This is a genomic window from Hoyosella subflava DQS3-9A1 (genome assembly GCF_000214175.1).
GTDB lineage: Bacteria > Actinomycetota > Actinomycetes > Mycobacteriales > Mycobacteriaceae > Hoyosella > Hoyosella subflava.
Genome location: NC_015564.1, coordinates 1,210,336 through 1,235,509, shown reverse-complemented (window position 1 = coordinate 1,235,509; position 25,174 = coordinate 1,210,336). Strand labels below are relative to the sequence as shown.

General features: G+C 60.0%; 24 protein-coding genes. 11 read left to right on the top strand and 13 right to left on the bottom strand.

The window, feature by feature from the left end; translation table 11 throughout:
- The first annotated feature begins 75 nt into the window (after window positions 1-75).
- Both cysD and AS9A_RS05755 read left to right on the top strand, forming a co-directional pair.
- Window positions 76-975, top strand: coding sequence for a sulfate adenylyltransferase subunit CysD (cysD, locus tag AS9A_RS05760; protein ID WP_049793848.1), 900 nt, complete (start codon window positions 76-78; stop codon window positions 973-975).
- Window positions 976-977: 2 nt separating this feature from the next.
- Window positions 978-2,273 (top strand): sulfate adenylyltransferase subunit 1, encoded by a 1,296-nt coding sequence (locus tag AS9A_RS05755; RefSeq protein WP_013805988.1) that lies wholly within the window; start codon window positions 978-980, stop codon window positions 2,271-2,273.
- Between the two features lie 83 nt (window positions 2,274-2,356).
- On the opposite strand, the gene AS9A_RS05750 is transcribed toward AS9A_RS05755, so the two are convergent.
- The 7 genes from AS9A_RS05750 to AS9A_RS05725 form a co-directional block, all read right to left on the bottom strand.
- Window positions 2,357-4,687 carry a hypothetical protein gene (locus AS9A_RS05750; RefSeq protein ID WP_158307347.1) on the bottom strand — a complete coding sequence of 777 codons (2,331 nt, stop codon included), beginning with the start codon at window positions 4,685-4,687 and terminating at the stop codon, window positions 2,357-2,359.
- A 67-nt stretch (window positions 4,688-4,754) separates the two neighbouring features.
- On the bottom strand, window positions 4,755-5,732 hold the full coding sequence (locus tag AS9A_RS05745) for a sulfate/molybdate ABC transporter ATP-binding protein (protein ID WP_013805986.1): 978 nt from the start codon (window positions 5,730-5,732) through the stop codon (window positions 4,755-4,757).
- On the bottom strand, window positions 5,729-6,538 hold the full coding sequence (gene cysW / locus AS9A_RS05740) for a sulfate ABC transporter permease subunit CysW (protein WP_013805985.1): 810 nt from the start codon (window positions 6,536-6,538) through the stop codon (window positions 5,729-5,731). Before cysW ends, AS9A_RS05745 begins: the two co-directional genes overlap by 4 nt.
- Window positions 6,535-7,338 (bottom strand): sulfate ABC transporter permease subunit CysT, encoded by an 804-nt coding sequence (gene cysT, locus AS9A_RS05735; protein WP_083826652.1) that lies wholly within the window; start codon window positions 7,336-7,338, stop codon window positions 6,535-6,537. The genes cysW and cysT overlap by 4 nt, the downstream gene beginning before the upstream one ends.
- A gap of 41 nt (window positions 7,339-7,379) precedes the next feature.
- Window positions 7,380-8,408 (bottom strand): extracellular solute-binding protein, encoded by a 1,029-nt coding sequence (locus tag AS9A_RS05730; protein ID WP_041451572.1) that lies wholly within the window; start codon window positions 8,406-8,408, stop codon window positions 7,380-7,382.
- Between the two features lie 164 nt (window positions 8,409-8,572).
- Window positions 8,573-8,665: an Ms4533A family Cys-rich leader peptide gene (locus AS9A_RS24865; protein WP_322786527.1), complete on the bottom strand. Its 93-nt coding sequence runs from the start codon at window positions 8,663-8,665 to the stop codon at window positions 8,573-8,575.
- 135 nt (window positions 8,666-8,800) lie between these two features.
- On the bottom strand, window positions 8,801-9,034 hold the full coding sequence (locus AS9A_RS05725) for a hypothetical protein (RefSeq protein ID WP_013805982.1): 234 nt from the start codon (window positions 9,032-9,034) through the stop codon (window positions 8,801-8,803).
- 151 nt (window positions 9,035-9,185) lie between these two features.
- Between AS9A_RS05725 and AS9A_RS05720 the strand changes: the two genes are divergently transcribed.
- Window positions 9,186-11,111, top strand: a complete 1,926-nt coding sequence (locus tag AS9A_RS05720; protein ID WP_041451571.1) for a glycoside hydrolase family 15 protein — start codon at window positions 9,186-9,188, stop codon at window positions 11,109-11,111.
- A gap of 4 nt (window positions 11,112-11,115) precedes the next feature.
- Here the strand turns inward: AS9A_RS05720 and AS9A_RS05715 are convergent, their stop codons facing one another.
- The 6 genes from AS9A_RS05715 to AS9A_RS05690 all read right to left on the bottom strand — a co-directional run bounded on the left by AS9A_RS05715 (window position 11,116) and on the right by AS9A_RS05690 (window position 17,521).
- Window positions 11,116-12,096 carry an ABC transporter substrate-binding protein gene (locus tag AS9A_RS05715; RefSeq protein ID WP_013805980.1) on the bottom strand — a complete coding sequence of 327 codons (981 nt, stop codon included), beginning with the start codon at window positions 12,094-12,096 and terminating at the stop codon, window positions 11,116-11,118.
- A gap of 132 nt (window positions 12,097-12,228) precedes the next feature.
- A complete protein-coding gene (locus tag AS9A_RS05710) occupies window positions 12,229-12,768 on the bottom strand; it encodes a transglycosylase family protein (RefSeq protein ID WP_013805979.1) in 540 nt (179 codons plus the stop codon).
- Between the two features lie 343 nt (window positions 12,769-13,111).
- On the bottom strand, window positions 13,112-13,543 hold the full coding sequence (locus AS9A_RS05705; protein ID WP_013805978.1) for a hypothetical protein: 432 nt from the start codon (window positions 13,541-13,543) through the stop codon (window positions 13,112-13,114).
- 121 nt (window positions 13,544-13,664) lie between these two features.
- Entirely contained in the window at window positions 13,665-14,600 is a 936-nt protein-coding gene (locus AS9A_RS05700) for an NAD(P)H-dependent flavin oxidoreductase (RefSeq protein WP_041451569.1), read from the bottom strand.
- A 63-nt stretch (window positions 14,601-14,663) separates the two neighbouring features.
- On the bottom strand, window positions 14,664-16,493 hold the full coding sequence (fadD11, locus tag AS9A_RS05695; RefSeq protein ID WP_013805976.1) for a fatty acid--CoA ligase FadD11: 1,830 nt from the start codon (window positions 16,491-16,493) through the stop codon (window positions 14,664-14,666).
- A gap of 74 nt (window positions 16,494-16,567) precedes the next feature.
- Entirely contained in the window at window positions 16,568-17,521 is a 954-nt protein-coding gene (locus tag AS9A_RS05690; protein ID WP_013805975.1) for an alpha/beta hydrolase, read from the bottom strand.
- A gap of 122 nt (window positions 17,522-17,643) precedes the next feature.
- Here AS9A_RS05690 and AS9A_RS05685 point away from each other — a divergent pair, with 122 nt between their 5' ends.
- The 8 genes from AS9A_RS05685 (at window position 17,644) to AS9A_RS05650 (ending at window position 25,174) form a co-directional block, all read left to right on the top strand.
- Window positions 17,644-18,594 (top strand): oxygenase MpaB family protein, encoded by a 951-nt coding sequence (locus AS9A_RS05685; protein ID WP_013805974.1) that lies wholly within the window; start codon window positions 17,644-17,646, stop codon window positions 18,592-18,594.
- A 115-nt stretch (window positions 18,595-18,709) separates the two neighbouring features.
- On the top strand, window positions 18,710-19,345 hold the full coding sequence (locus tag AS9A_RS05680; RefSeq protein ID WP_013805973.1) for a TetR/AcrR family transcriptional regulator: 636 nt from the start codon (window positions 18,710-18,712) through the stop codon (window positions 19,343-19,345).
- A 367-nt stretch (window positions 19,346-19,712) separates the two neighbouring features.
- Window positions 19,713-20,225: an SRPBCC family protein gene (locus AS9A_RS05675; protein WP_013805972.1), complete on the top strand. Its 513-nt coding sequence runs from the start codon at window positions 19,713-19,715 to the stop codon at window positions 20,223-20,225.
- 153 nt (window positions 20,226-20,378) lie between these two features.
- Window positions 20,379-21,233, top strand: a complete 855-nt coding sequence (locus tag AS9A_RS05670) for an MlaE family ABC transporter permease (protein WP_013805971.1) — start codon at window positions 20,379-20,381, stop codon at window positions 21,231-21,233.
- Window position 21,234: 1 nt separating this feature from the next.
- Entirely contained in the window at window positions 21,235-22,089 is an 855-nt protein-coding gene (locus tag AS9A_RS05665; RefSeq protein WP_013805970.1) for an ABC transporter permease, read from the top strand.
- 3 nt (window positions 22,090-22,092) lie between these two features.
- Complete coding sequence (locus AS9A_RS05660) at window positions 22,093-23,142, top strand: MlaD family protein (RefSeq protein WP_041450894.1); 1,050 nt, start codon at window positions 22,093-22,095, stop codon at window positions 23,140-23,142.
- Entirely contained in the window at window positions 23,139-24,146 is a 1,008-nt protein-coding gene (locus AS9A_RS05655; protein WP_013805968.1) for an MlaD family protein, read from the top strand. Before AS9A_RS05660 ends, AS9A_RS05655 begins: the two co-directional genes overlap by 4 nt.
- Entirely contained in the window at window positions 24,134-25,174 is a 1,041-nt protein-coding gene (locus AS9A_RS05650) for an MlaD family protein (RefSeq protein ID WP_013805967.1), read from the top strand. Before AS9A_RS05655 ends, AS9A_RS05650 begins: the two co-directional genes overlap by 13 nt.

The window sequence follows — 25,174 nt, the reverse complement described above, 5'->3', positions numbered from 1 at the left end:
GCACACACACCTCCCGATGAGGCACTGACCCCTGATGAGGTGTCACACCAGCCTGCTGAAAAGGCTCGCGTCGATATGGCGGCAAACTTCGATACGCTGACCGCGCTCGAAGCCGAGTCGATTCATATCTTCCGTGAGGTCGCAGGCGAGTTCGAGCGTCCGGTCATTCTGTTCTCGGGCGGCAAAGACTCCACCGTGCTTCTGCACCTCGCAGTCAAGGCCTTCTGGCCCGCTCCCCTTCCGTTCCCGGTCCTGCACGTCGACACCGGGCACAACTTCCAGGAGGTCCTCGACTTCCGCGATCGCATGGTCGAGAAGTACAGCCTGCGCCTGCACGTAGCGAGTGTTGAGGACTACATCGCCGACGGCCGTCTGGAAGAACGCCCCGACGGTATCCGCAACCCATTGCAGACGGTCCCACTCCTCGACGCGATCAGTGAACACCGGTTCGATGCGGTGTTCGGTGGCGGCCGTCGCGACGAAGAACGCTCGCGGGCGAAGGAACGAATTTTCAGCCTCCGCAACGCTTTTGGTCAGTGGGATCCGAAGAAGCAGCGTCCCGAACTGTGGAACCTGTACAACGGACGGCACTCTCCGGGTGAACATGTGCGCGTGTTCCCGCTCAGCAACTGGACTGAGCTGGACATCTGGCGCTACATCGCCCGCGACAACGTCGAACTCTGCCCGATCTATTACGCACACGACCGCGAGGTTTACCAGCGTGACGGCATGTGGCTTGCGCCCGGCCCCTGGGGTGGGCCGCGTTCGAACGAGACGCTCGAGAGCCGTTCGGTGCGTTACCGCACGGTGGGTGACGGTTCCACAACAGGTGCGGTGCTGTCCGACGCGAGCGACAACTTCGCAATCCTCGCCGAGGTCGCGGCGTCGCGTTTGACCGAACGCGGAGCTACCCGCGGCGACGACCGGGTTTCGGAGGCCGCTATGGAGGACCGCAAGCGAGAGGGATATTTCTGAGCATGAGCGACCTTTTACGCCTGGCTACCGCAGGCAGCGTGGATGACGGTAAATCCACCCTTGTTGGCCGTTTGCTCTACGACACGAAATCCGTTCTCGCCGATCAGATTGACGCGGTCACCCGTGCGTCAGTGGACCGCGGCCTCTCCACACCGGACCTGTCGCTGCTCGTTGATGGCTTGCGCGCTGAACGCGAGCAGGGCATCACCATCGACGTGGCGTACCGCTACTTCGCGACGCCCCAGCGCTCGTTCGTGCTGGCAGACACCCCCGGGCATGTGCAGTACACGCGGAACACGGTCTCGGGCGCCTCGACAGCCCAGCTCGTGATTCTCCTCGTCGACGCCCGCAAGGGCGTCATCGAGCAGACGCGGCGTCACGCCGCCGTGATGGCGCTGCTGGGAGTACCGAAGCTGGTCCTGGCAGTGAACAAGATTGATCTCGTTGAAGATCCGGCCGCCGTATTCGGCCAGATTTGTGACGAGTTCAACGCACTCACCGCTGCGCTCGGCTGGGGCCCCGACGATGTCCAGGAAATCCCGGTGTCCGCGCTGTTCGGTGACAACATCGCGAGCCGTTCAGAGCGCACGCCTTACTACACGGGACCGTCTCTCATCGAGCACCTCGAGGCGGTGCCTGTCGATGCGGAGCCGCACAACGTGGGATTGCGATTCCCGGTCCAGTACGTCATTCGTCCCCGTACCGCCGACTATCCTGATTATCGTGGCTATGCGGGACAGGTCGCTGCAGGTGAAGTGCGCACCGGAGACGAGATTGTCGTTCTTCCCGCTGGTATCCGCTCCACTGTCACGAAGATCGACACTGCTGATGGTGAACTCGACCATGCTGAGGCTGGGCGGAGCGTGACTCTGCTCCTTGCAGACGACATCGACATTTCTCGCGGTGACGTGATCGCGTCCCCTTCGGATGCACCCGACGCGATCGACGACTTCGAAGCGACCGTGTGTGTCCTAGCGGAGAAGCCGCTGCGTCCGGGTGCACGTTTGCTGCTGAAACAGGGCACGAAAACCACACAGGCGATCGTTGGCTCCATCATCGAGCGTTTCGATGAGCAGGAACTGACCGCAGACCCTGATCCGGGCACTCTGTCGCTCAATGAGATCGGGCGCATCCACATCCGGGTAGCCGAGCCGATTGTCGCGGACAACTACCGCGTCAACCGGCACACCGGCAGTTTCCTGCTGATTGATCCGTCGAGTGGCAACACCCTCGCTGCAGGTCTTGTGGGTGATGCACTGTCCGCCGTGGAGATCGGCGAACGCGGCGTGCCCACCTGAGGAACACGAACGACGGCGCACAAGTAATGGAGCGAAACCCACCTCCGAGGTGGGTTTCGCTCCATTACTTGTAGGGCTGGAGACTACTCGGCGGCCGGATCGATCTGCGGAACGACGTGCACAGGAACCCCGAGTTCGGAGTCCATGGTGACGATGATCCCGTCACCAAAATTTGCCACATCGCGCGTGATGCCGTCCGTCAGGGAGGGGATCCGCCACGGTGTCCACCGCACTCCATTCGATGAGAGCCATACGACCGGGCCGCTGCCGTTGTCTGACGTGAACCGGCCCGGCGCCGCGAATCCACCCGTTATGGAGACTGGCTTCGACATGCTCGACCCGTACTCGGTGCGGAATACGCCTTCGAACTGGACACCGTCCTCGGTGCGAAGGACGATGTTCCTGCCCCCGGTGCTAGCACCGATGACGGTTCCGTCACCCGTGGTCGCGCACCCAGTGAGTTCTCCCGTACCAGATGTGAGGATTTCGGCTGTGGCTCGTTCCCAGCCGTCCTCTGTGTCGCGCCACGCGGCAGGTACGCGTACCTCGCCGTCAAGAAGGTACCCAACTACCAGCAGCAGACCATCCGGAAGCGTACACACCCCAGTGGCCTCGCCTTCCGCCTCGTCAAGAGCAGTGGCGTCCTCCCAGCCCCGCCCGTCACCCGAGCGCCACAGTGACGCACGCCGGGCCGTGTCGTCTGGGTTCTCAGGGTTCTCGGGGTCTTCTGTAGCCGCTTGCCTGCTAGCTCCGACTGCAACCCACCCATCGGCGGCGCGCTGCACCGCGTTGAACTTCACATCGATGACATCCCCGAAGCCGCCCGCCGGTTCCCACGGCTGGTCAGGTCCGCCACGGAACCACCCGCGGGGTTCGACACGCTGGCGCGAAGGACTGAATCGGGACCCCAGCAGCACAGCGTCGCTGGGGTCACTTGTACCCACCACGGTGTCAGTAAGTTCGGCCACCTCGGGTGGATCGAAGGGAATTTCGTTGACTTGCCGCTCCGGGGTGAGTTCGAAGAGGGCGCGCTCCGGAATTGCAGAGAAGTTAGGGCCGTCCACCTCGTACCGCACGCGCAACGTCTTGATGAAGGCGCGCTCCGCATCGGCTGCACCCGCAACGGTGGCCAGGGATTCCACCTGAGCAACCTGTTCGATTGACCCCACGCGTTCAAGTTCACGCCATGCGTTCTCACGGCCATGCACGCCGACGACTGCTTGACCGGTACCGAACGGGCTCAGAATTGCTATCTGCTCATCTGGATTGACGGACAACGTCAGGCCACCGACACCGGGATAGTCCATCAAATCTGAGGTTCCGGTGAAAGCCCAATCCCCTTCCGCGTTGCGGTTGTAAAAGCCCGCTCGCAGCGAATCGTCGTTGCTAGCCACAACGAAGGCGATTCCGTCGCGAACCGCGGGCCGTCCCAACACAGTGTCGACGCCCTCTGCGACGTAGAAGACCGAATCTTCGGGAGGCGGCGGGACGACTTCCGCGTCCCAGCCGGCTCCGTCGTCTGACGACCAGGCAGCGGGAATGAGCCCACCGGTACTGGGGTCTCGGCTGCCGCCGGTCACCACATAGCGATCGCCGGTCCACGCCATCCCTGAAAGGAACGCAGCGGGGTCGTCCACTACTGCGGCAGGGCCGCTCCACGTCCCTCCCGCATCGTCTGAGGTGTATGTCTCGAAGGTGCCCCCGGCCCCTTCCTCACCGCGCTGGACGAGGATCACTGCAGAATCCTCATGCGCTGCCATATCGACGATGACTCGCTGTTCTCTGTCCGCGATGCCGGGCAGTCGCACATGTTCAGTGCGGTCCCCGTCGAGGATCGCCACCCCCAGCTCTTTCTCGACCGAGGTGCCTGCCACTAGCAGTCGTGACTCTGCGGCCGCGCCCGTCACCACACGGTACGTTCGGGCGAAGTCCTCGGGTAGTTCCACTTCGTGCCAGTCACGACGGTCGAACGCTCGCCATACGCGCGACACGAGCGCGCCGTCTTCGAAGGAAACGCCGATCAAGCCGCTCACGTCGGTGCTCCCGACGAGCCCTCCAGTGAAGGACGCGTTGTAGTCCCCTGCCACGTCGGCCCGGAACCAGCCAAATCCGTCGTCGGAAAGCCAAACCTGGGGCCGCGCCGCTTCTCGTGGCGCTGCGACATTCAGTGCAAACGCGAAGGGCACACCCTCGGCCGGCGGTAAGAAATCCATCCCCAGCCCGGCGTACTCGTCGCCGCGATACCATTCGCCCGGTACATCAACAGGCTCCGATGGAAGTTCGCGCAGAGACTCAACAACCTCTGGGTCTTCGCCAGCTTCAACTTCCGGGTCTTCCGTGGGGGTCGCGCATCCCGCGAGAGTGAGCACCGCAGCGATGAGCACGGCGCCTCCCCGACGGGCGGTTATCACCATAGATCTCGACCCTAGTCCGATTTGGGTCGTGCAGTAGGCGATATGACCGGATTACGTTCCCAGCGCTTCACACGCCATTGGTGACCGGAATAGGCGCGCCACCCGGCACGTGCGTCGCGCGCACATAAATTCCCTCTCCGCGAACAAGATTCAGATCGTCGGCGTCCCCCCTCGTGATCTGCGCGGACAACCGCGGATCACCATTCACCGGCACCAGTTCGACGCGCACTTCGAATCCAAGCCGCACAATGCGATCCACGACGGCTTCAATGGCACCCGGATGGTAAAGACGGTCGAGGTGGAGGTCGTGGGGCCGAACCATCGTTCCGTTGATTGTCGCCACCGGCCCGAGGAAAGACATCACAAACTCGTTGGCGGGCCGCTCATAAAGGTCGTCCGGTGACCCGACCTGCTCGATGCGACCTTTGTTCATCACAGCGATCCGGTCCGCCACATCGAGCGCTTCTTCCTGATCGTGAGTGACAAGCACTGTCGTCACGTGCACTTCGTCATGCAACCGGCGGAGCCATTCGCGCAAATCGGCACGCACCTTCGCGTCCAGCGCACCAAACGGTTCGTCGAGCAAGAGCACCTTCGGGTCGACTGCAAGCGCACGTGCAAGTGCCATGCGCTGCCGCTGCCCACCTGAAAGCTGTGACGGGTACCGGCGCTGAAAACCATCGAGCCCGACAATCCGGAGCAGATCGTCAACGCGGTCGGCAATCTCGTTTTTCGGACGGCGGCGAATCTTCAGGCCGAACGCGATGTTGTCGCGGACCGTCATGTGCTTGAACGCAGCATAGTGCTGGAAAACGAAGCCGATGCCTCGCTTCTGCGGTGGCACCCCAGTGACGTCGTTACCTCCGATGGTGATTGCACCACCGTCGGGATGCTCAAGGCCCGCGATTGATCGCAACAGAGTCGACTTCCCCGATCCGGACGGGCCTAGCAGTGCGGTCAACGACCCGGACGGAATGTCGAGGGTGACATTGTCCAGCGCCTTGAAGTCGCCGTAGTTCTTGCGAACCCCAGTCACAGTGATCATGTTGTGCTCCTCTTGCGGTCGAGGACAGTCATCAGAAGCAAAGTCAGGATGGCGAGCATCATGAGCAGCGTCGCTGCCGTGTAAGCACCGAACGTGTTGTGGTCATCGATGTAGCGCGCGTGCACGAGCAGTGTCAGCGTCTGCGAAACGCCCGCAAAGCCGGAAGAAACGAAGAGCACTGCACCGAACTCGCCGAGCGCACGAGCCACCGTGAGGACCACGCCGTAGGTCAGCCCCCACCGGATCGCGGGCAACGTGATGCGGGAGAACGTCTGCCACGAGTTCGCACCGAGCGTCGCGGCAGCCTGTTCTTGTTCCTCGCCGATCTCCCGCAGCACCGGCTCAACTTCACGGACCACGAAGGGCAATGTCACGAAGATAGTGGCGAGAACCATGCCCGGGATGCCGAAAATGACACGGAAACCGATGTTCTCCACAAACGTGCCAAACCAGCCGCCTGCGCCCCACAAGGTAATGAGCGCAACGCCGACGACCACCGGTGAGACGGCGAAAGGAATATCAACTACGGCCTCGAGCAGGCGGCGGCCAGGGAACCGCCCGCGGGCGAGCGCGAGCGCGGTGACAATGCCGAATACCACGTTCACCGGCACCACGATGACCACGATGAGCAGCGACAGATTCAGCGCCGAAATGGCCGCTGGCGTTGTGATCGACTCCCAGAAAGCCAGGATTCCGTTCTCGAATGTGCGATACAGAATCATTCCGATGGGGACGAGTACGAGCAGCGCCAGGTAACTGAGGGCGAGGGTGCGAAGCGAGAGCCGCCAGCCGCGAGTCACGATCATGCCGCACGCTCCTCACGCCGTACCGCACGGTGCGCAAGGACGCGCAACACGAGCAGGGTGAGGAACGCGATGATGAGTAGGACAACGGATACGGCTGCCGCGTTCTCGGGCCGATCCATTTCGAGTTGCTGCTGTATGTATTGCGAGGCGACCTGGGTTTCGCCGCGAATATTGCCGCCGATCAAGATGATCGAGCCGAACTCTCCGATAGCGCGTGCAAAAGCAAGCCCTGCGCCACCGAAGATCGCGGGAGACAAAACTGGCAGTACAACTCTCCAGAAAATGGTGAAGTTGCTCGCCCCTAGCGAGGCCGCCGCTTCCTCTACATCTTTGTCGAGTTCGATCAATACCGGCTGCACCGACCGGACGACGAAGGGAAGCGTGACAAACGCAAGCGCAACGATCAGGCCCGGCTGAGTTGCGTTGAGGTGCACGTTGATCGGACTGGCAGGGCCGTACAGGGAGAGGAGCACAATACTCGCGACGATCGTGGGCAGCGCGAACGGAAGATCGATCAGGGCATTGACGATTCGCTTGCCTGGAAAGTCATCGCGCACCAGCACCCAGGCGATCAGCGTGCCGAAAACCACATTGATCAAGGCAACCACCACCGACACGAAGGCGGTTATCCGAAGCGCAGCGACTGCGCCGGGAGCGGTGATCGCGTCCCAGAACCCGCCGAGTCCGTTCTCGAACGACGTCGCAGTGAGCGCGGCGAGCGGCAACAGAACGATGATGCTGAGCCACAACACCGCGACTCCGATACCGAGAGGCCCGACGGTGCCGGTGAAGCGGCTCATCCGCACCGGTGGGCTTGCTGTTTCCTGAATCGCCACGTCTGCTACCTCAGCGCCTCGTAGTACAGGGTGGAAATTGCACCATTGTCAGGATCGAACAGCTCTGTGTTGACGGCCTTCCAGCCGCCGAAATCGTCCACTCCCCAAACAGTTTCCGGTTGAGGAAAGACGTCATCGAACTCAGCGCGAATGGCGGGGTCTACCGGACGGAATCCCGCACGGGCCCATGTGCGCTGCCCCTCTGGCGAGAACTGGAAAGCGAGGAAGTCTTCTGCCATCTCGCGGTTCGGGCTGTTCTGAATGATTGCCATTGGGTTCTCGATACGAAGTGTCTCGTCAGGCGTGACAAATTCGACCGGATCCCCCATGCGTTCAAGGAAGATGGCCTCATTCTCATACGTCAGCAGCACATCGCCGCGGCCCTGCAGGAATGCCTCTGTGGCTTCCCTGCTCGAACCGGGCTGGATCTTGATGTGGTCCTGAATGAGGGTGCGCACATACTCCAGCCCGCGCTGGGGGTCCTCGCCACCCCGGCTCATTACCGCGTACGGCGCAAGGAGGTTCCACTTAGCTGATCCGGAACTGAACGGGTTCGGGGTGACGACTTCGATACCCGGACGGACGAGGTCCTCCCACGTTTCTATCCCCAGCGGGTTTCCCTCACGTACGACGAAGGTCACCATCGAACCAAAGGGGATGCCGCCGAACTCGCCCTCGTTCCAGTCGGGTGACACTAGACCTGCGTCGACAAGGCGAGTGACATCCGGTTCGACCGAGAAGTTAACGATGTCCGCAGGCGCTCCGTTCACAACTTTTCGGGACTGATCCGCGGAGGCACCGAAGGACTGCAGGAACGCGACGCCCTCCCCCTCGGGCGTCTCCGCGAATTCGGGGATTACCTCATCGAAACCGATTTTCGGCACCGCGTAGGCGAAGAGCCCTAATGTCCCGCGGGTTCCGTCTCCGCCGATCGTTCGCTGCCCCGGAATGTCGCTTGGGCCACCCGCGCAGCCAGCAGCAAGGAGAGCCAGTCCCAGCAGAGCCGCGACCGCACCTGCGGACTGTCTGCTAATGGAGGTGGCCCAGCGTATTCGCATGGATATTCGATGCCTTCCGTCTGCTGACTTGGACGCACGCCGCAACTGCGGCAGTCCCGTAAAGTTGTCGCCGCCAGAGATTCGGGGACGGCACCCGGCCAGCTCGGCGGGTACCCCACGCACCCGTCAGCAAGGCTTAACTAGCGACAACACATGATGTCAGCGACCGCGGGCAGACCGACAGCGATCAGCGCCAGCTGATGGCGCACTTCGTACTGTCCGGTCTTATCCACGGCGACAATCTTAGCAGCGATCTTTCGCGCCGCCACATCGTCAAAGCGGCGTTACGCAGTACGGTGATCTACCACACAGAGAGAGCCCAGGCGATGACGATGAGAATCAGGAGCGCGCAGAGCGCGAGCGTGACCCTAGACTTCGGCATCACCGCCCACCTCTCCTTCAGTTTCGGAACCGCGCACGCCAGAGGCTCGCCTAGGTCGATCGAGCCGTTCGAAAAGCGGCCCTAGGACTCGATCAAGCACCGTAGCGAATACGAAGCACAATGGCACCATTACCGCCACCACCAGGATCACCTGGGGTATGAAAGGCAGCCCGGCAATCCATAGCTCGACGCCATCCCACCAACGCGCGATCGCATCCACCACCCCACCATATCGGTGCCGGCCCGCGCGGATCTCCACACAGTCCACGGATTGCGTGTTTCCCTCAGCACACCGAAGCCCCACCCGTCACAATGAGGCAATGTCACTGTCTGAGGACGCACCGCCCCACGGAAGCCACGTGAATCCCGGCATGCCGACGCCACCTCGAGCGCATCACACGGGGTTCCCGCCGATCGGAGACTACGGCTTTCTCTCAGACTGTGAGACAACCTGCCTGATCGCCCCTAGCGGCGCGGTCGAATGGATGTGTCTCCCCCGCCCTGACTCGCCTAGCGTCTTCGGCGCAATACTGGATCGCAGTGCGGGCCATTTCCGGATCGGCCCCTACGGACAGAACCAGCCCGCAGCGCGCCGGTATCTGCCCGGTGGGCTCATTCTCGAAACAACTTGGCAAACCGAAACCGGCTGGCTGACGGTGCGCGACGCACTGGTCATGGGAAAGTGGCACAACACAGATCAGCGATCACGCACTCACCGCCGCACACCAACTGATTGGGATGCGGAGCACATGCTGCTTCGCACGGTGAAATGCGTCAGCGGCCGCGTCGAACTCGAACTGAGTTGTGAGCCAGCATTCGACTATCACCGGAAGGCCGCGACGTGGCAGTACAGCGGCAAGGTGTACGAGCAAGCCACCGCCTACTGCACTGATTCGCCGGAAGGCGAGCCAACTTTGACTCTGACAACTAATTTGCGTCTTGGCATCGAGGGCCGCGAAGCACGGGCACGCACCCGCCTCGTCGAGGGAGACCAGGTGTTTGTCGCGTTGTCCTGGAGCGATCTTCCCTCCCCGCAGTCCTACGAGGAAGCAGCCAAGAAGATGTGGGACACCGCCGAATGCTGGCGCCAGTGGATCACCATTGGACGGTTTCCAGATCATCCGTGGCGCGGTTACCTTCAGCGGAGCGCGTTGACGCTGAAAGGCCTCACCTATGCGCCGACGGGTGCTCTGCTCGCCGCGGCCACTACGTCGCTCCCGGAAACTCCTGGTGGCGAGCGCAATTGGGACTATCGTTACGCCTGGATACGCGACTCTACGTTCGCACTGTGGGGCCTCTATACGCTGGGGCTCGATCGGGAAGCCAACGATTTCTTCGCCTTCATCTCCGATATGGGTGTCAGCGAATCCGGCGACCCGCTCCCGTTGCAGGTGATGTACGGCGTCGGTGGTGAACGTGAATTGGTCGAGGAGGAACTGAACCATCTCAGCGGTTACGAAGGAGCGCGGCCAGTCCGGGTCGGAAACGGCGCGTACAACCAGAAACAGCACGACGTGTGGGGCATCATCCTCGACTCTGTGTATCTGCATGTGCGGTCACGCAACCAAGTGCCCGAATCGCTGTGGCCGCTGCTCAAGCGGCAGGTGGAAGAAGCAATCACCAACTGGCGCAAGCCCGACCGGGGCATTTGGGAGGTACGCGGTGAACCGCAGCATTTCACCTCATCGAAAGTGGTGTGCTGGGTCGCATTAGATCGCGGTGCGAAACTCGCGACGATGCACGGCGAAATCGCGTACGCAGAGGAATGGAACGCGATCGCCGACGAGATCAAGGAGGACATCCTGGAGAACGGCGTCGACGAGCGCGGTGTGTTCACGCAGCGCTACGGGGACCCCGCACTGGACGCCTCACTTTTGCTGGTTCCGCTGATGCGCTTCCTCCCCGCATCCGACGACCGTGTTCGCAACACTGTTCTCGCGGTTGCGGACGAACTCACCAAGGATGGGCTCGTCCTGCGATATCGCGTCGAGGAAACCGATGACGGCTTGAGTGGTGAGGAAGGAACCTTCACGATCTGCTCGTTCTGGCTGGTGTCCGCACTCGTCGAGATCGGTGAGGTCGAACGCGCAAAACGGCTACTCGAGAAACTCCTCAGCTACGCGAGTCCGCTGAAGCTCTATGCGGAGGAGATCGATCCTTCCAATGGACGGCACTTGGGGAACTTCCCTCAAGCGTTCACCCACCTCGCACTGATCAATGCCGTGGTCCACGTCATCAGAGCCGAGGAGGAGTTGGAGGCAGGGGCGTTCCACCCCGCCCATCATTCTCACCACTGATCACTCAGCATCGGCCTGAAACGCATTCGAGTTGCGGACGGAGCGAGTTCAGGACCCATTCAGTGGAGAGTGCGCTGGGCGTGTTCAAGGCGATCACGGTCTCGATATCGACGGCCGCGAATCCGCCGCCCTGGACTGAGGGCAATTCACTGAACCCTGGGATCTGCATAAGCTCCTCGGGGTCGCCGCCGTTGGGCCAGGTGATGAGAAGGTCACTGCGCAGAATGTCCACTCTCTCTGGGCTCACGATGAGCCGTCCTGTGCCGGCTGCTTCGGTGACGAGGTGATCGGGCAGGGACATGCCCAGAGCGTAGAAGAGCGTGCTGGCGCCGTCCTCAGGGTCCGCTACTGCGACGATCTGGTCGCTGTCGAACATGAACTGCGAGAGCACAGCAGTTTTCCCTGCCAACTCCGGTAGCTCTCTCGCGATGGCCGTAACCTCATTGTTCACACGATCGATGATCTCTTCGGCTTGCGCGGTTTTGCCGAGAATCTCACCGATGACCCGAATCTGCTTATACCAGGGGTCCACCTGCTCATCGCCGAGCATTCCGATCGTCGGGGCGATTGCATTGAGCTGGTCGTAGACCTGCTGCTCCCCCGCGCTGTAGTCGGCCAGAATCAGATCGGGTTCAGCGGCGGCGATTCGCTCGAGAGGCAAACCAGTGTCGGAGGCAGTGATGGGGTCCGCATCGCCGATGTGCGGATGCTGCCATATATACAGGCCATCGTCACCAGCGAGCGGGTCCTCGAGGTACGCGACGGGCTGGAGATCCAATGCCAGCAGGGCATCGAGCCACTGTGAGCTCAGCGCTACCACTCGCTGTGGCTGCCCGATGATCTCCGCTGCGCCGAAACGATGTTCGACCGACAGCGGTGCCGTTTCGGCGCCCGCGTCCCTGTCGCTGCTACCGCAGGAAACTGCGCCCGCAAGGGTGGCGATGGACAAAGTGACGTAGATGATGGCTCGCTGAGTTGCGCGCATTCTTCAGCCTCCGGAGGTTTGGTGAGGCTTACTTTGGCACAGCTCTGGCTGTAGTGGGGAACTTGCCTCGCACACAGACTGGGCCCCGCTACTGCGTAAGTAGCGGGGCCCAGGATGAGGCTGCGCGATCTATCAGACCACGCCCAGCCCTGCGAGTTCGTTAGGAAGCTCGACACCGGCTGGGAGCTCGACACCGGCCGGCAGTTCGATGGTGTCAGGCAGTTCGGGCACGTACTCGGCGAAGATCGCTTCAGGTGCGCCCTGCGCTGCAGCAAGGTCAGGAGCGGATGGATCCGCCGTTACAGCTCCCGGAGTGGGACGCTCAGTCGGGCCACTGCCGAGGCCGAGGCTCTGTGAGCACGCTGGCCATGCGCCCCAGCCCTGCCCTTCGAGCGTGCGCTCAGCAATGTAGATCTGCTGGTCACGTGTCGCGAGGTCGGCGCGCGGCGCAAACTCGGTGCCGCCATACCCTTCCCATGTGCTCTGCGAGAACTGAAGGCCACCGTAGTACCCGTTGCCAGTGTTGATGGACCAGTCTCCACCGGATTCGCACTGTGCGAGCGAATCCCATTCAGCATCTGTCGCAGCGTTCGCGGGAGCGGCAAGTGTGACTCCCGCAAGTGCGATCGCGGAGCTTGCAAGTGCGGCCTTGGTGACGGTGCGGAAACGCATAAAGTAGTTGGTGTCCTCTCAAATTTTGGCTGCAGGTTCATGCTGGCCTTGAAAGCAAATCATGGTGCATTTGCTTTTGCCGACCTTCACGCTACGAACGAGAGGCGCCGAAAAAAACCCCTAAGTGACGCCAGTAACAATTGACTTCATCGCAGCAAAGACCGCCTTGTGAGGTCATATCTACTGGTCAACAAGCTTTTTGCCCCCAAGATGTCGCATATGTTATTAGTCCGTGATGTGGCTTGCTTCATATCCTGAAAAGCTTCACTTCTCAAAATATGGGAAAATAAGCTTCTGGCCGCACCCGAATAGGTGCGGCCAGAATGTCCGGTGCTTCGCTTATTTACTTTTTCGTCTTCTTATCTGAACTGCTCTTTTCACTGCCAGACGCGGCCTCTGTTGTTTCAGCAGCATCGGCTCCCTCGGCCGCTTCCTTCGCCGCGATACTTTCCTTCGTGCTGCCGCGCGGCATCAGGCGCTTGAGTGGCTTCCGCAACGACTGTGCTGGGCTGAGCATCCAGTCCGCATTCTCAAGAACGTTGTCGAGACGTCCCAGTGAGCTGTCGAGGGAATCCAGCGATGAATTCAGCGTGGTCAGGCTGGTATCCAGCTTCGAGAGCGTCGTATCGAGCTTCTCCAGGACGAGCAAGAGGCGCTCAGTGATGACATCCAGGCGAGACAGCGTCTCGTCGAGATTGAGAACCGCATTGGTGAGCTGTTTGATCTTGCGCCCCGGGCGCCAACCCGTACTTTTCTCCTGGGCTGGAACGGTCATGAAATCTCCTTATGTCACGCGACTCCTACCGCCTGAAAAAGCCCGGCCTGCCGCAGTTCGGTCTGTGTGAATCCTAAGCCACTGCGACAAATCCGGCGCGGGGCCGCGGGGGTCATGCCGGTCACATGCCACACACGCGGCTCAACTGCTTTTCCGCATCACGGGCGATGTTTTTCACCACCTCGAACACGGGCCTGCTGACGGTGACGAGGCCAGCAGCCTGCCCCGCGTACACCACTCCGGAATCCGGGTCAGCCGGGTCATAGACGTCGGCAATCTCATCTTCTGAAGCCCCCGCACCGTGGAACTTGTCGCTCAAATTGTTCACGATCGCTCGCCCGAACCATTGCTCAGGCCATGGTTGATGGCGCGCCTTATCAAAAACGTCCGTGTAGACGGTGTCCGTGCTGCGCGCCGCGAGCAGCCTGCCGATCGCGTACTCGGGACCCGTCGTTTCGGGACTCGCGAGCAACGCCGTACCCACGAACGCGCCGTGTGCACCCGCCGCGAGCACAGCTGCTAGCCCGCGCCCCGTGGCGATTCCACCTGCGGCCAGCACCGGCAGTCTGGTGGCTTCCAGCACCTCTTGCAGCAACGTCAGCGTCGCGATGCGTCCAGTATGGCCACCCGCTTCAGTCCCCTGTGCGACGACCGCATCGACACCCGCAGCTTCAGCGACTGCCATGTCGTCCACAGTGCTGACTTGCGAAACGACGAGCGCGCCCGCATCCTTTGCGCGGTCGACGTACGGTGCGGGATCGCCGAACGAGAGGGATACCAACGCTGGCTTCTCGGCCAGCGCGGCAGTCAGCAGCGCATCATCATCGTCGAGAGCCCACGACATAAGCCCCACCCCGAAGCTGCCGCCAACTCTGCGGGCAATCGCAGCCTCGGCGGCAACCCATTCGGGCGTCGTGTATCTCGCGGCGCCCAGCATCCCCAAACCGCCGGCACGGCTTACTTCACCCGCCAGCAGGCCACCGGCCCGACCGCCCATGGGCGCGCCAATGATGGGGATCTCCAAGCCAAGTTGTTTGGTTAGCCATGTGTTCAGCACACCTAGTGCGTACCACATGGCCGAGGCACAACAACGAACGACTGGTAGCCCGTCGGTGCCTCTTCAGGCAATAGCATCAAACCCTGCAGGCTCACGGTTCACTTCACAAACGGTTGCGCCCGGAGTCTCCTCGTACATTCGGTCTATCTCGGCCTGATATTGGGTCTCGATAACCTTGCGACGAAGCTTCATCGTCAACGTAACCTCATCTCCCCCAGGCTCCCAGAATGTAGGGAGCAAGGTAAAGCGTCTGATCTGCTCGACGCGCGCCAGCTTCTGGTTCCCGGCTGCTACACCGGCTTTTATCTGCGCTACAAGCTCCGGATCGGCGGCTAGTCCCTTGGCGCTCGCGTCGGCTAGCCCGTGTTTCGCGGCGTATGCGGGTGCGGCCTCGGCGTCAAGAACGATCAGCGCGGTGTTGTACGGCCGTCCGTTCCCCACTGCAGCCATCGCACCGATCAGCGGCGTGGCTGCCTTTATCGTGTTTTCAATGTTTGCAGGAGACATGTTCTTGCCCGCCGCGTTGATGATCAATTCCTTCTTGCGGTCGATCACTCGAAGAAACCCATCCTCATCCTTGGTGATGATGTCCCCTGTGTGAAGCCATCCGTCAGGATCGATTGCTTCCGCTGTCTTCGCAACGTCTTTTCGATACCCTTTCATCACGAGCGGACCGCGCACGAGAAACTCGCCGTCAGCGGCGATCTTGGACTCCATGCCTGGCAGCAACCGTCCTACGGTGCCAAGCTTGGTCTCTTTCGGATGGGACGCGCTAGCGACACAGCTCAACTCTGACATGCCCCAAATCTCGGCAATGGGAATTCCCAAACCGGCGAAAAAGCCGAGTGTTTCAGGCGGGATGGGAGCCGCACCAGAAAGTGCCCATCGAAGCCTGTCAAGACCCAATTTTGCACGCAGCTTCGAGAGTACCAACTCGTCTGCGCGCGCCCATTCTGCCTGTTGCTCTGCCGCTAGCGGTTCGCCCGCGAGTTTTGCAGCAGATAGCTGAGCTGCGACTGACAGCGCCCACGTCAGAGCCTGCTTCTTTGCCGCATCTTGCTCCGAGGCAACACTAAATTCGATTGCAGCCTTCAGCTTTTCCCATACTCGCGGTACAGCCCCCCAGATCGTAGGACGAAGGTCCGACAAGGCCGGTGCGATTTGCTTCGGATCGGCGACGGAAGTGATCTGAGTACCGAATACTTCCTGCAAGTACAACGCGGTAAACCTGTCGGCGATATGCGCCGTCGGCATGAAGGAGGTTATCTTGTCGCCGAATTCGATATCGAACACAGATTCGAACGCGAAAGCCTCAGTTAACAGATTCGCGTGGGTCGATTCAACACCTTTGGGATTCCCGGTGGTCCCGGATGTATACACCAGTGTGGCGACGTCATCAGGCTGAACACTGCGCCACGTAGAATCGAAATCGAAGTCGGGGTTACCGCCTGCTACCAGTTCCTCGAGAGAGGTTGTGCCGTCGATACCGCCCTCAAGTACTACGATTTGCTCGAGTGCCACACCACTACTGTGTATCCGTTCAGCGAATTGGGCTTCACAAATGACCATGCAAATCCCCGCATTCGTGAAGACATAGCTCAATTGTTCCGGGGCTAGCGTGTTATACACCGAGAAGGACGTGGCTCCCACATGCTGTGCTCCGACTTCCACCGGATAGAATTCGACCCGGTTCGACATCATTATCGCGACAGTGTCACCACGACCGATACCCCGGGCGGACAAACCAGCCGCCACTTTCTCGACGTCAGTGGAGTAGTCCTTCCACGTGATTGACTGGCGATCTCCGGGGGTTCGCAGCGCTATCGCCTCAGGGGCAATGACGGCGGTGCGCTGAAACGCTTCGCACAAGGTCGTTGGTACGGGGCTGGTCATAGACACACTCCTAATGGCCGCTCGTGCGACCTCGCGTTAAAGGGAGAGAACAAACCTGCCGAGCAAGGCTCGGTTTACACTGCCGTCCGACGTCTGTTATTGATCGTCGAGTTCACGAAGGTGGCGGCTTCATCAATCGCCGCGCGACTCTCCGGCATGGAAACAGAGAGCGTCGTGAAGGCATGAACTTGGTCCTTCCAAAGATGGAAGGCACACGGGACGCCAGCTTCCGCTAAACGCGCGCTCATGAGTTCCGAATCCACTCGCAAAACTTCTGCATCGCTGGCTATAAGCAAGACGGGGGGCAGGCCCGCTAGGTCGCAATCCACTGGATTCGGCACTCCGAGTGCTCCCTTCTCTGTTACGGCATCGAGGAGTCTCACTGGTAGGTATGCATCAGTTGTGCGGCTCGGATGCGCAAGCTTTGCGCCGCAGTCGAGATCCAGCCACGGAGAGAATCCGATGAGGCCTGCGGGAACGGGCATTTTGCGGTCACGAGCCTCGATTGCTGTCGCAAAGACCAGTAATCCCCCCGCTGAGTCACCCGCGAAGATTACGGTCGCAGGATCAGCGCCGTTTGAGAGAAGCCATTTGTAAGCGACAAGGCAGTCCTGTACCGAGCCCTCGATTGTCGTGCCAGGCAGCTTGCGATACGCAACATTCAAGATGGGCACGCCAGCTCTTCGCGCCAGCGCCGCAACCACCGGTCGATGAGTGTTCAAGCCGCCCATCAGGAACGCACCTCCGTGGAAGTACAGTATGACGCCGTCGCTCAACCGCCGATTTTCGTTAGGCAGTTGAACGAGCTCAGCATCGAAGCCTGGCAGTACCACAATTTCGGACACGACTCCCTGCGGCCTGCGCTGCAGTCGTGCTGCTCCGTCTAGCGTTCCCGCAACGAAAACTGACCAGCGGTTGACGGGTACGTGCCGCAGCGTGGGCCGCACCGCTGAGCGCAGCAGACTCCGGAGTACTCGTGCATGTCGACTCGGTGAATCATGAACCGTCCTAACGGCCAGCGTGGACATCAGATCCCCTCACCTTTTCACCGTTCATGTGCCGAAGGCTATCGCGCGGAAGCTCGCTTGTCGAGACATGTGGACGGATTTGTCTTCTTGACACGCGGGCGGGTCGGTCATAGATTGACACGATGAAAATGATTAAAGATCCCCTCCGCTGCGAGGATGAAGGATTCTTCGGTCCAGACTCCATCTCTTGGCGCATCAGCGGTCCTACGATTGCCCCCGGCATCGTCGCGCTGGGTGCGTACTTCTTCCTGAATCCCTGGAACGCGACGATAGGGGTCGCCAACACGACGGCCTATGGAAAGCCGATGCAGCGCATCACACTGACGGCGGAGTACATGTACGCGATGTACTTTGGTGACCGCGCTACGGCTCGGCACGCAGCCGACGTTGTTAACCGGATACATGACCATGTGACCGGCACCTGGGGACCCACAGGCGACCGCGTGCATTCCGCTTCTGAGCCGCGTAACCTTATGTGGCTACTCATTCCGTACGGACAAACCGCGCTTGACGCATACGACGCCTACGGCCCTCGGCGTCTCACGCCAGAAGAGCGCGACCGATATTGGCGTGAAGAAAGCACGGTTGTAGGGGAACTTAATCGAATTCCGCGTGAGCTGATGCCCCAGAGCCAGGCCGAGGTCGACGCATACTTCGAGGCGGAACGACACAATCTCGCTTTTACTGAGGCGGCAATGCGTGTGACCGACGTGTTCTTCCCTAGGCCAATTGCGGGAATAATTCCTGCGCCTTCGGCGTTGCCGATGCGAATCGCGCTCGCTTCGGGCGTCGCGATAGCCCCTGACTATCTGATGCGCCTCCTGGGCCGCGAACCCTACCCCGGCCCCGTGAAGACAGCAATCAAAGCCGTCCACCGCCCACTATTCGCCGCAATGGCGTCTACGCCCACGCTCCGTGACGCCATCCCGCTCACCGTTAGCGATTCCGTGCGGACTTTAGTTCGGCGTGCGCGCACTGCCGCCCGTACAGGAGTCTACGATGCGCCACGAGCAACAGACAGTTCAGAAGCGCTGCAGCACCGACCCGAAAACAACGCTCTCGCAGGCGCTTAGAAGCCCCGCGCAGTAATGGGCAAACACTGGAAAAGCACTGCTCTACTGTATAGTCGCTCCACGGGTCCAGAGTTGACCCACTACGTAAATGTGCGACAGCGGAGAGGTGCAGGCCATGCCCGATACGACCGTGTCTGGCGCACAGTCCGCGAGTGACACTTCTGAGGAAGTGACATCGAAGATTCTCGCGGCGGCTCAGCACGAATTCGAACTGGTCGGCATCCAGCGGAGCAGCGTTGGGGTGATCGCCCGCCGCGCTGGGATAGCCCGGGCGACCGTTTACCGCAGATTCCCAGGTAAAGACACGCTGGTGCAGGCCGTCGCCGCACGTGAGGTACTTGCTGTCCTCGCACGGATCGCCGCATCCGTCGCGGAAGCGACCGATACCGGCGAGGCAATAGTTCACCTCACGGTCGCGGGTGCCCGCGAACTCCGGTCCAACGCCCTACTTAACCGCCTGCTTACAACGGAACCTGAAGCGCTCTACAATTACGCCGCCAACAACGGCGGGAGTGTCCTTGCAGTGACGCGCCGCTTTGTTGTCGAGTATCTCGAATCGCTGGGTAATCCCGAGCAACTGCGTCCATCAACCGAGCTGGCTATCGCAGCCGAGCTGATGATCCGGATAGCCACGACTCAGCTACTCATCCCCGACGGGGTAATCCCACTCCACGATGACGACGAAGTAGGCGAATTCGCTCGCCGATACTTTGTCCCACTCATTCTGCCAGAGACTACAGAGGCCAAATAGGCATGTCCCAGGGGCCCGGTTCGTCGCCCTACCGGCGAGCTCCGGCGCACCCTGCGCGTCCGTGCCCTGTGTGGTGCTGCAAGCCGAGACGGCTTGCAGACCTCTCGCCACACTGGTCCGGGCCGCGACCTAAGCAGTGAACTGACAGTTTAGATTTTGCGACGCATAGACATTTTTGTCTCAGTGTTGACTCAATAGCTTATTCAGCTTACATTGATGGTGTGGCCTCCACCACTGGCCCAACTCTCGTACCGGAAAGCTTCGCCGGGATGCCCTCGGAACATGGGACCTGAGCTGTTGTCATCGGCGCCTCCGAACCTGCCCTCTCCACACAACCGCCCTTCAAGTTGAGCGCTAAGGAGCACCAATGGTGCACATTGAAACAGATGGATATGTCGAACGGAGCGTGGCGCAGGTGTTCGCTTACGCCACCGACTACCGCCGAATGCCAGAGTGGGTCTTTGGCATCACCACAGTGGAGCCGGTGGGCGAGCCGGATCACGGGCCCGGCGCCAGCTTTCAGGGCGCGGTCGATCTAGGCCCGAAGACCCTGAGCTCAACTGCACAAATCACCGGATGGGAGCAGGACCGCCTGGTCACACTCGAATCGGTCAGTGGCTTCCCCTTCGCGGTCACGCTCACACTCACTCCCGTTGCCGCTGATAAGACTCATCTCAACTTTGAACTGACCTTCGCGACGTCTGGCGGCGTTGCGGGCAAAGCCTTCAGCCGAACGCTCGAACCACTTCTCGCGCTCGCAGCCCGAGCAACCACAACCAAACTCTGCAATGCATGCCAGCGCGCGACTATGCCGGGAACTGCCGCCCACGACATAACCGAAACGATCGGTTCTGAACGCAGCGATCCAACGGCGACCTAGCTATCAACTCCGAAAACGTGCCGAATCAACGCGCGGCGGGGCAATCACTTAGATCTAGACATGGCCACTCCCCCTTTTTGGCCTGTTTGCCGACTCTTCCGCATCGATCGCAGCGTCGACACCCGGATGTCGGCTAGAGAGAAAGGCCAGTCGGTGAGTGCCACCCCCGACCTGAACTGTGATAGCACAGAGAACTCGTATCTCGGAATTGCTCGCAAAAACTTCTCAGAGACGTTTCTCTCGAGCATTCGCACGTTGGGCCGTGCAGTCGACCTAGGAGCCCGGACTCTGAGCCGTGCGGCAATCGATATACTGCGGCTTCGCTTCAATTGGCGGGAAATGCTCGCTCAATGCTGGTATTTGATCACGGTAACCGCCCTGCCTGCAATTCTAATGGCTATTCCATTCGGAGTAATCGTTTCGTTGCAGGTCGGCAACCTTATACACCAACTGGGCGCAGACACTCTCCTCGGAGCAGCAGGCGGACTCGGTGTCATCAAACAAGGCGCCCCTATGGCAACTGGCTTGCTGCTAGGCGGAGCAGGCGCGTCCGCGATCGCGGCTGACCTTGGCGCTCGGACGATTCGCGAGGAAATAGACGCGATGAAGACGATGGGAATAGATCCTGTCGATAGACTTGTCGTTCCGAGAATGGCCGCGATGGTAATCGTCGCTCCCCTTTTGAACATTCTCATCATCTTTGTGGGCTGCGTCTCGGGCTACGCGGTTGCCGTCGGCGTTCAGGGTGTCACCCCAGGCAGCTACTGGCAAACGTTCGGATCGTTCACTGGCATGGGCGACGTGTGGATTTCGATCGCCAAATCAATGGTCTTCGGGTTCCTGGTAGTCATTGTTGCCTGCCAGCGCGGCATGGAGGCGAGAGGCGGACCGCGCGGCGTCGCTGACGGCGTGAACGCAGCGGTTGTGCTATCTGTCGTCGCGATTGTTCTCATGAACTTACTTTTCACCCAGGTGGCCACGATGTTCCTGCCGACGAGGATTGCGTAAAATGGTGATTCCAAGGCATGGCCGGACGCAGACCGCGCTGATCAGGGCGCGCAGCAAGGTGACCGGTCCACTGGACAGCACCGGATTCGCGATCGTATTTGTATGGCAAGCCCTATCTGCCATTCCCACGACCCTCAAAAAGTATCGCGCAGAGACAATGCGGACGATCACCGATATGACGTGGGGACGTGGATCTATCATCGTCGGTGGGGGCACTGTGCCGATGCTGATCATACTCGGTCTTATCATTGGAGGCTCAGTTGCTATTGAGTCCTTCGCAACTCTAAATATGATCGGGCTAGGACCCCTCACTGGTGTTGTGTCAGCCTTCGCGAACACGCGCGAGCTCGCACCAATTGCCGCGGGAATTGGTTTCGCCGCCCAAGCGGGCTGTCGCATGACCGCTCAAATTGGGTCGATGCGAATATCGGAGGAGATTGATGCGATAGAATCGCTTGGAATTCGATCGATCCCCTTCGTGGTGACGACGAGGGTTATCGCAGGGGCGGTCGCGATCGTACCTACCTTCTTAATTGCGCTGATTTTCAGTTATTTCGCCTGCAGATCGGTGATTGTAGTGTTCCATGAGCAGGCTGCAGGAGTCTATGACCACTATTTCTATCAATTCGTTAGCGGCTGGGATATCACGGCAGCAGTCATCAAGGTGCTGGTCTTCGGAGTCGCGGTGATCTTGATTCACTGTTACCACGGATTCCTTGCAACCGGAGGCCCGGAGGGTGTGGGAATCGCATCTGGCCGTGCGGTGCGCGCTAGCTTTGTTGCCATCATTGTGCTGGACATGCTCCTGAGCATCGCGCTTTGGGGGTTCCACTCTGAGATCAGTTTCACGGGATAGGCGATGGCAAAATTCGAAATGCCCGGTATAGCTATTGAGAGGCGTACCGTCAGAAAAGTCGGAAGTGCGTTCCTGGTGTTAGTACTGTCTTTCTTCGCTGCCTCAGTCGCTCTCAACTCAGTCCGCACCGATGATCGTATCCAAATTTTGGTCCAGACCGAGCACATTGGCGACGGAATTGCTCCTGGCACCCACGTGCGTCTCAAGGGTGTACAAATAGGTGCGATAGAAGAAATTTCGAGCGCAGGCGATGGAACTCAAGTGATAACGATGCGACTCGACGAGGCCCAACTGTTCGGTCTCACCAACACCTTGGACGTGAACTATGCACCATCAAATTTGTTTGGCATTAGCGAAGTCGAACTAACGGCACGGCCAGGCGGAATTCCCTTGCAGGATGCTGAACTGATCGACCTGACCGGAACGCATGCCGGGCGGGTGCAGGACGCAACGATGGGTAGTTTGATTCGTGCAGTAACGGTAACAGCCACCGAGGTTTTGACCCCTGAGTTTGCCGATACATTACAAATGGTTGCTGTCAGCCTGGACGCATTTGGCCCACTCATCGAGATCATCGTCATGACGGGCGAGGCGCTGGATGCCACGCAGATTTACCCTGCATCGTTCCTCATGGCAGAGTATGGCTCAGCGCTGCAGGGCGCGGCCCCGATGCTTACGGGCTCAATTCAACTGGTCGACACCTTCAAGAATCTCGAAATTCTCCAGACGCATCGGGAGCTTTTTGATGAGGTTATGGTAATCACAATCAACGATCTCTTCCCTGGTGTCGCGGACCTGCTCTTCACTGCGGAGGAATATACCGCGGAGCTTGTCGCCGTTCTTCCCCCGCTATTGGACTCGGCAGCACGAATGGTTCCTACGCCCCAGCGATCGAGCGAGGAGCTGAGGGAGATTCTCGACCGGCTTGATCGGTCGTTCTCCGACACACCGGACGGGCCGGCCGTCGACGTTTCTGTAGCACTCAGTGGCGTACCCGCCCTTTCCGTGCCATTGTTCGGCGGATTACCACTCACCACGGAGTCTGTCCGATGAGAGCATTTGTCCGGCTGGCCTGGAAACCGGTTGTTTTCGCGTCTGTCATGGCGATCCTGCTCGTCTTTATCGCGCAGGCGATCGTGCGGCCGGTTTCAGGAGAGACCCACGCGTACACCGCTGTTTTTACCGACGCGAACGGGCTAAGGCCCGGCGACGACGTCCGTATGTATGGCGTACAGGTCGGCAAGGTTCGGGAGATCCGCCTCGAGGGCTATCATGCGAGCGTAGGATTCACGTTGCAGCAAGATCGGCTTCTCTACGACACAAGCAATCTCGCGATCCGGTATCAGAATCTAACGGGCCAGCGCTACATCGACATTCAACAACCGTCAAAGCCTGGCACGCAAACAAGCCCTGGAACTTCGATACCCCCGACTCGCACTACACCTTCGTTCGATATCACTGCTTTGTTTAACGGTCTTGAACCCGTTCTGGCTGAATTCTCGCCGAACGCTTTCAACCATTTCGCAGAAAACCTGCTGGCGGTGATTGAGGGTAACGACTCCGGCATTGGGCCCGCACTTGAGGCGATCGAAACATTGAGTGCGTACGCGGTGGACCGCCAGACAGTAATTTCTGTTCTTGTATCGAATCTTAAGCACATATCGGACCAGATCGACGGACGGTCACCACAGTTACTTGTTCTGATTGATGGCATTAGGGACGTATTCATTACGTTGCAGGAGAACTTCGACGGAGTGGTCGATTTCGCTATGACTGCTCCCCCGGTCCTCGCACCTCTCAATAGCCTGCTCGCGACTCTGGGCCTGACTCCGGGAGCCAACCCGGACCTCGACGCCGTGATCCCTCTTCTCTTCCCCGAGCCTGGGAGCGCGGTTGAGGTCCTCGACCGCGTTCCCACGCTCGTGCAATCAATCAACGCGCTGTTGCCTGACCCGGGCACAGGCGTGGAACTCACCTGCTCGGCCGGTAGCGCCTCGGCGCCAGACCCCCTGCACGTGCTCATCTCCGGCCACAGGATCTCAATATGCAGAAACTGAAATCGGCGTTACGCAGGGCCTACTTCTTGGCTTTCACCCGGTCACTGACAGAAGCCGAGACCGCCCGTTCTCAGCTAAGATCCGGGATAGTTGGCGCCGCCGTGGTTGTGCTCGCACTCTCGGGAACCACGGCCCTCTACATGGCTCCTATCGGCAAATCGACATACACTGCCGAACTTGTTGAAGCTGGCCCTATTAAAGTGGGTGATGATGTCCGTATCGCAGGGATTCCGGTCGGAAACGTAGAATCATTACAACTTCAGGAAAACCGCGTTACCCTTCAGTTCACTGTTGACAAAAGCGTATTCGTCGGCGACCAATCCACCCTTAATATCCGAATGCTCACGATTGTCGGCGGAAACTACGTCGCGTTGTCGCCGGCCGGGGCGGAACCATTGGGCGACACCACCATTCCCTCCCATCGGGTTAAGCTTCCCTACAGCCTGGCACAAGTATTCCAGGACGCCGCAAAGCCGCTCCGTGAAGTCGACGGGGCGACCGTGCGGAAGAATTTCGCTTCACTTGAGGAATCGCTGGAAGTCGGTCCGGATGGCATACGGCGCTCCGTCGACGCAGTAGACTCACTTATTGAAATTCTTATCAAGCAGCGCGAAGACGTATCGCGGACACTATCCATCGCAGACGAATACTTGACGGCAATAAATACTTCGAAGTCCTCGGTCGGAGAACTCATGCGCCGTATTAGAATACTAGAAACAATTGTTCTGGATAAGCGTGCCGAGATCCAGGAATCACTGCGGGTTCTTGACGAGGCGTTGTCTAGGATTGCCGTTATCGGTCCGCACTGGGACGACACAATCAAACCACTGCTGGCTGCGAATCTCGGAGCTGCCAGGCCCGAACTTCTCCGCGTCGACGGTGAGCTCGAAGCTACGGTGCGAGAGTTGCACGTCCTGGTTGCGAGCTTGCAACAATTTGTCGGCCCCGACGGACTAGTCCTGGATCATTCGCGAGCAGAAGTTGGAAAACAAGAAGTCTGCATCCCGGTACCAGGAAAAGCGTGCTGA

Coding starts and splice junctions, on each gene's coding strand:
- cysD (WP_049793848.1), top strand. CDS start 76: ATGGCGGCAAACTTCGATACGCTGACCGCGCTCGAAGCCGAGTCGATT.
- AS9A_RS05755 (WP_013805988.1), top strand. CDS start 978: ATGAGCGACCTTTTACGCCTGGCTACCGCAGGCAGCGTGGATGACGGT.
- AS9A_RS05750 (WP_158307347.1), bottom strand. CDS start 4,687: ATGGTGATAACCGCCCGTCGGGGAGGCGCCGTGCTCATCGCTGCGGTG.
- AS9A_RS05745 (WP_013805986.1), bottom strand. CDS start 5,732: ATGATCACTGTGACTGGGGTTCGCAAGAACTACGGCGACTTCAAGGCG.
- cysW (WP_013805985.1), bottom strand. CDS start 6,538: ATGATCGTGACTCGCGGCTGGCGGCTCTCGCTTCGCACCCTCGCCCTC.
- cysT (WP_083826652.1), bottom strand. CDS start 7,338: ATGAGCCGCTTCACCGGCACCGTCGGGCCTCTCGGTATCGGAGTCGCG.
- AS9A_RS05720 (WP_041451571.1), top strand. CDS start 9,186: ATGCCGACGCCACCTCGAGCGCATCACACGGGGTTCCCGCCGATCGGA.
- AS9A_RS05715 (WP_013805980.1), bottom strand. CDS start 12,096: ATGCGCGCAACTCAGCGAGCCATCATCTACGTCACTTTGTCCATCGCC.
- AS9A_RS05710 (WP_013805979.1), bottom strand. CDS start 12,768: ATGCGTTTCCGCACCGTCACCAAGGCCGCACTTGCAAGCTCCGCGATC.
- AS9A_RS05705 (WP_013805978.1), bottom strand. CDS start 13,543: ATGACCGTTCCAGCCCAGGAGAAAAGTACGGGTTGGCGCCCGGGGCGC.
- fadD11 (WP_013805976.1), bottom strand. CDS start 16,493: ATGACCAGCCCCGTACCAACGACCTTGTGCGAAGCGTTTCAGCGCACC.
- AS9A_RS05690 (WP_013805975.1), bottom strand. CDS start 17,521: ATGTCCACGCTGGCCGTTAGGACGGTTCATGATTCACCGAGTCGACAT.
- AS9A_RS05685 (WP_013805974.1), top strand. CDS start 17,644: ATGAAAATGATTAAAGATCCCCTCCGCTGCGAGGATGAAGGATTCTTC.
- AS9A_RS05680 (WP_013805973.1), top strand. CDS start 18,710: ATGCCCGATACGACCGTGTCTGGCGCACAGTCCGCGAGTGACACTTCT.
- AS9A_RS05675 (WP_013805972.1), top strand. CDS start 19,713: ATGGTGCACATTGAAACAGATGGATATGTCGAACGGAGCGTGGCGCAG.
- AS9A_RS05665 (WP_013805970.1), top strand. CDS start 21,235: ATGGTGATTCCAAGGCATGGCCGGACGCAGACCGCGCTGATCAGGGCG.
- AS9A_RS05660 (WP_041450894.1), top strand. CDS start 22,093: ATGGCAAAATTCGAAATGCCCGGTATAGCTATTGAGAGGCGTACCGTC.
- AS9A_RS05655 (WP_013805968.1), top strand. CDS start 23,139: ATGAGAGCATTTGTCCGGCTGGCCTGGAAACCGGTTGTTTTCGCGTCT.
- AS9A_RS05650 (WP_013805967.1), top strand. CDS start 24,134: ATGCAGAAACTGAAATCGGCGTTACGCAGGGCCTACTTCTTGGCTTTC.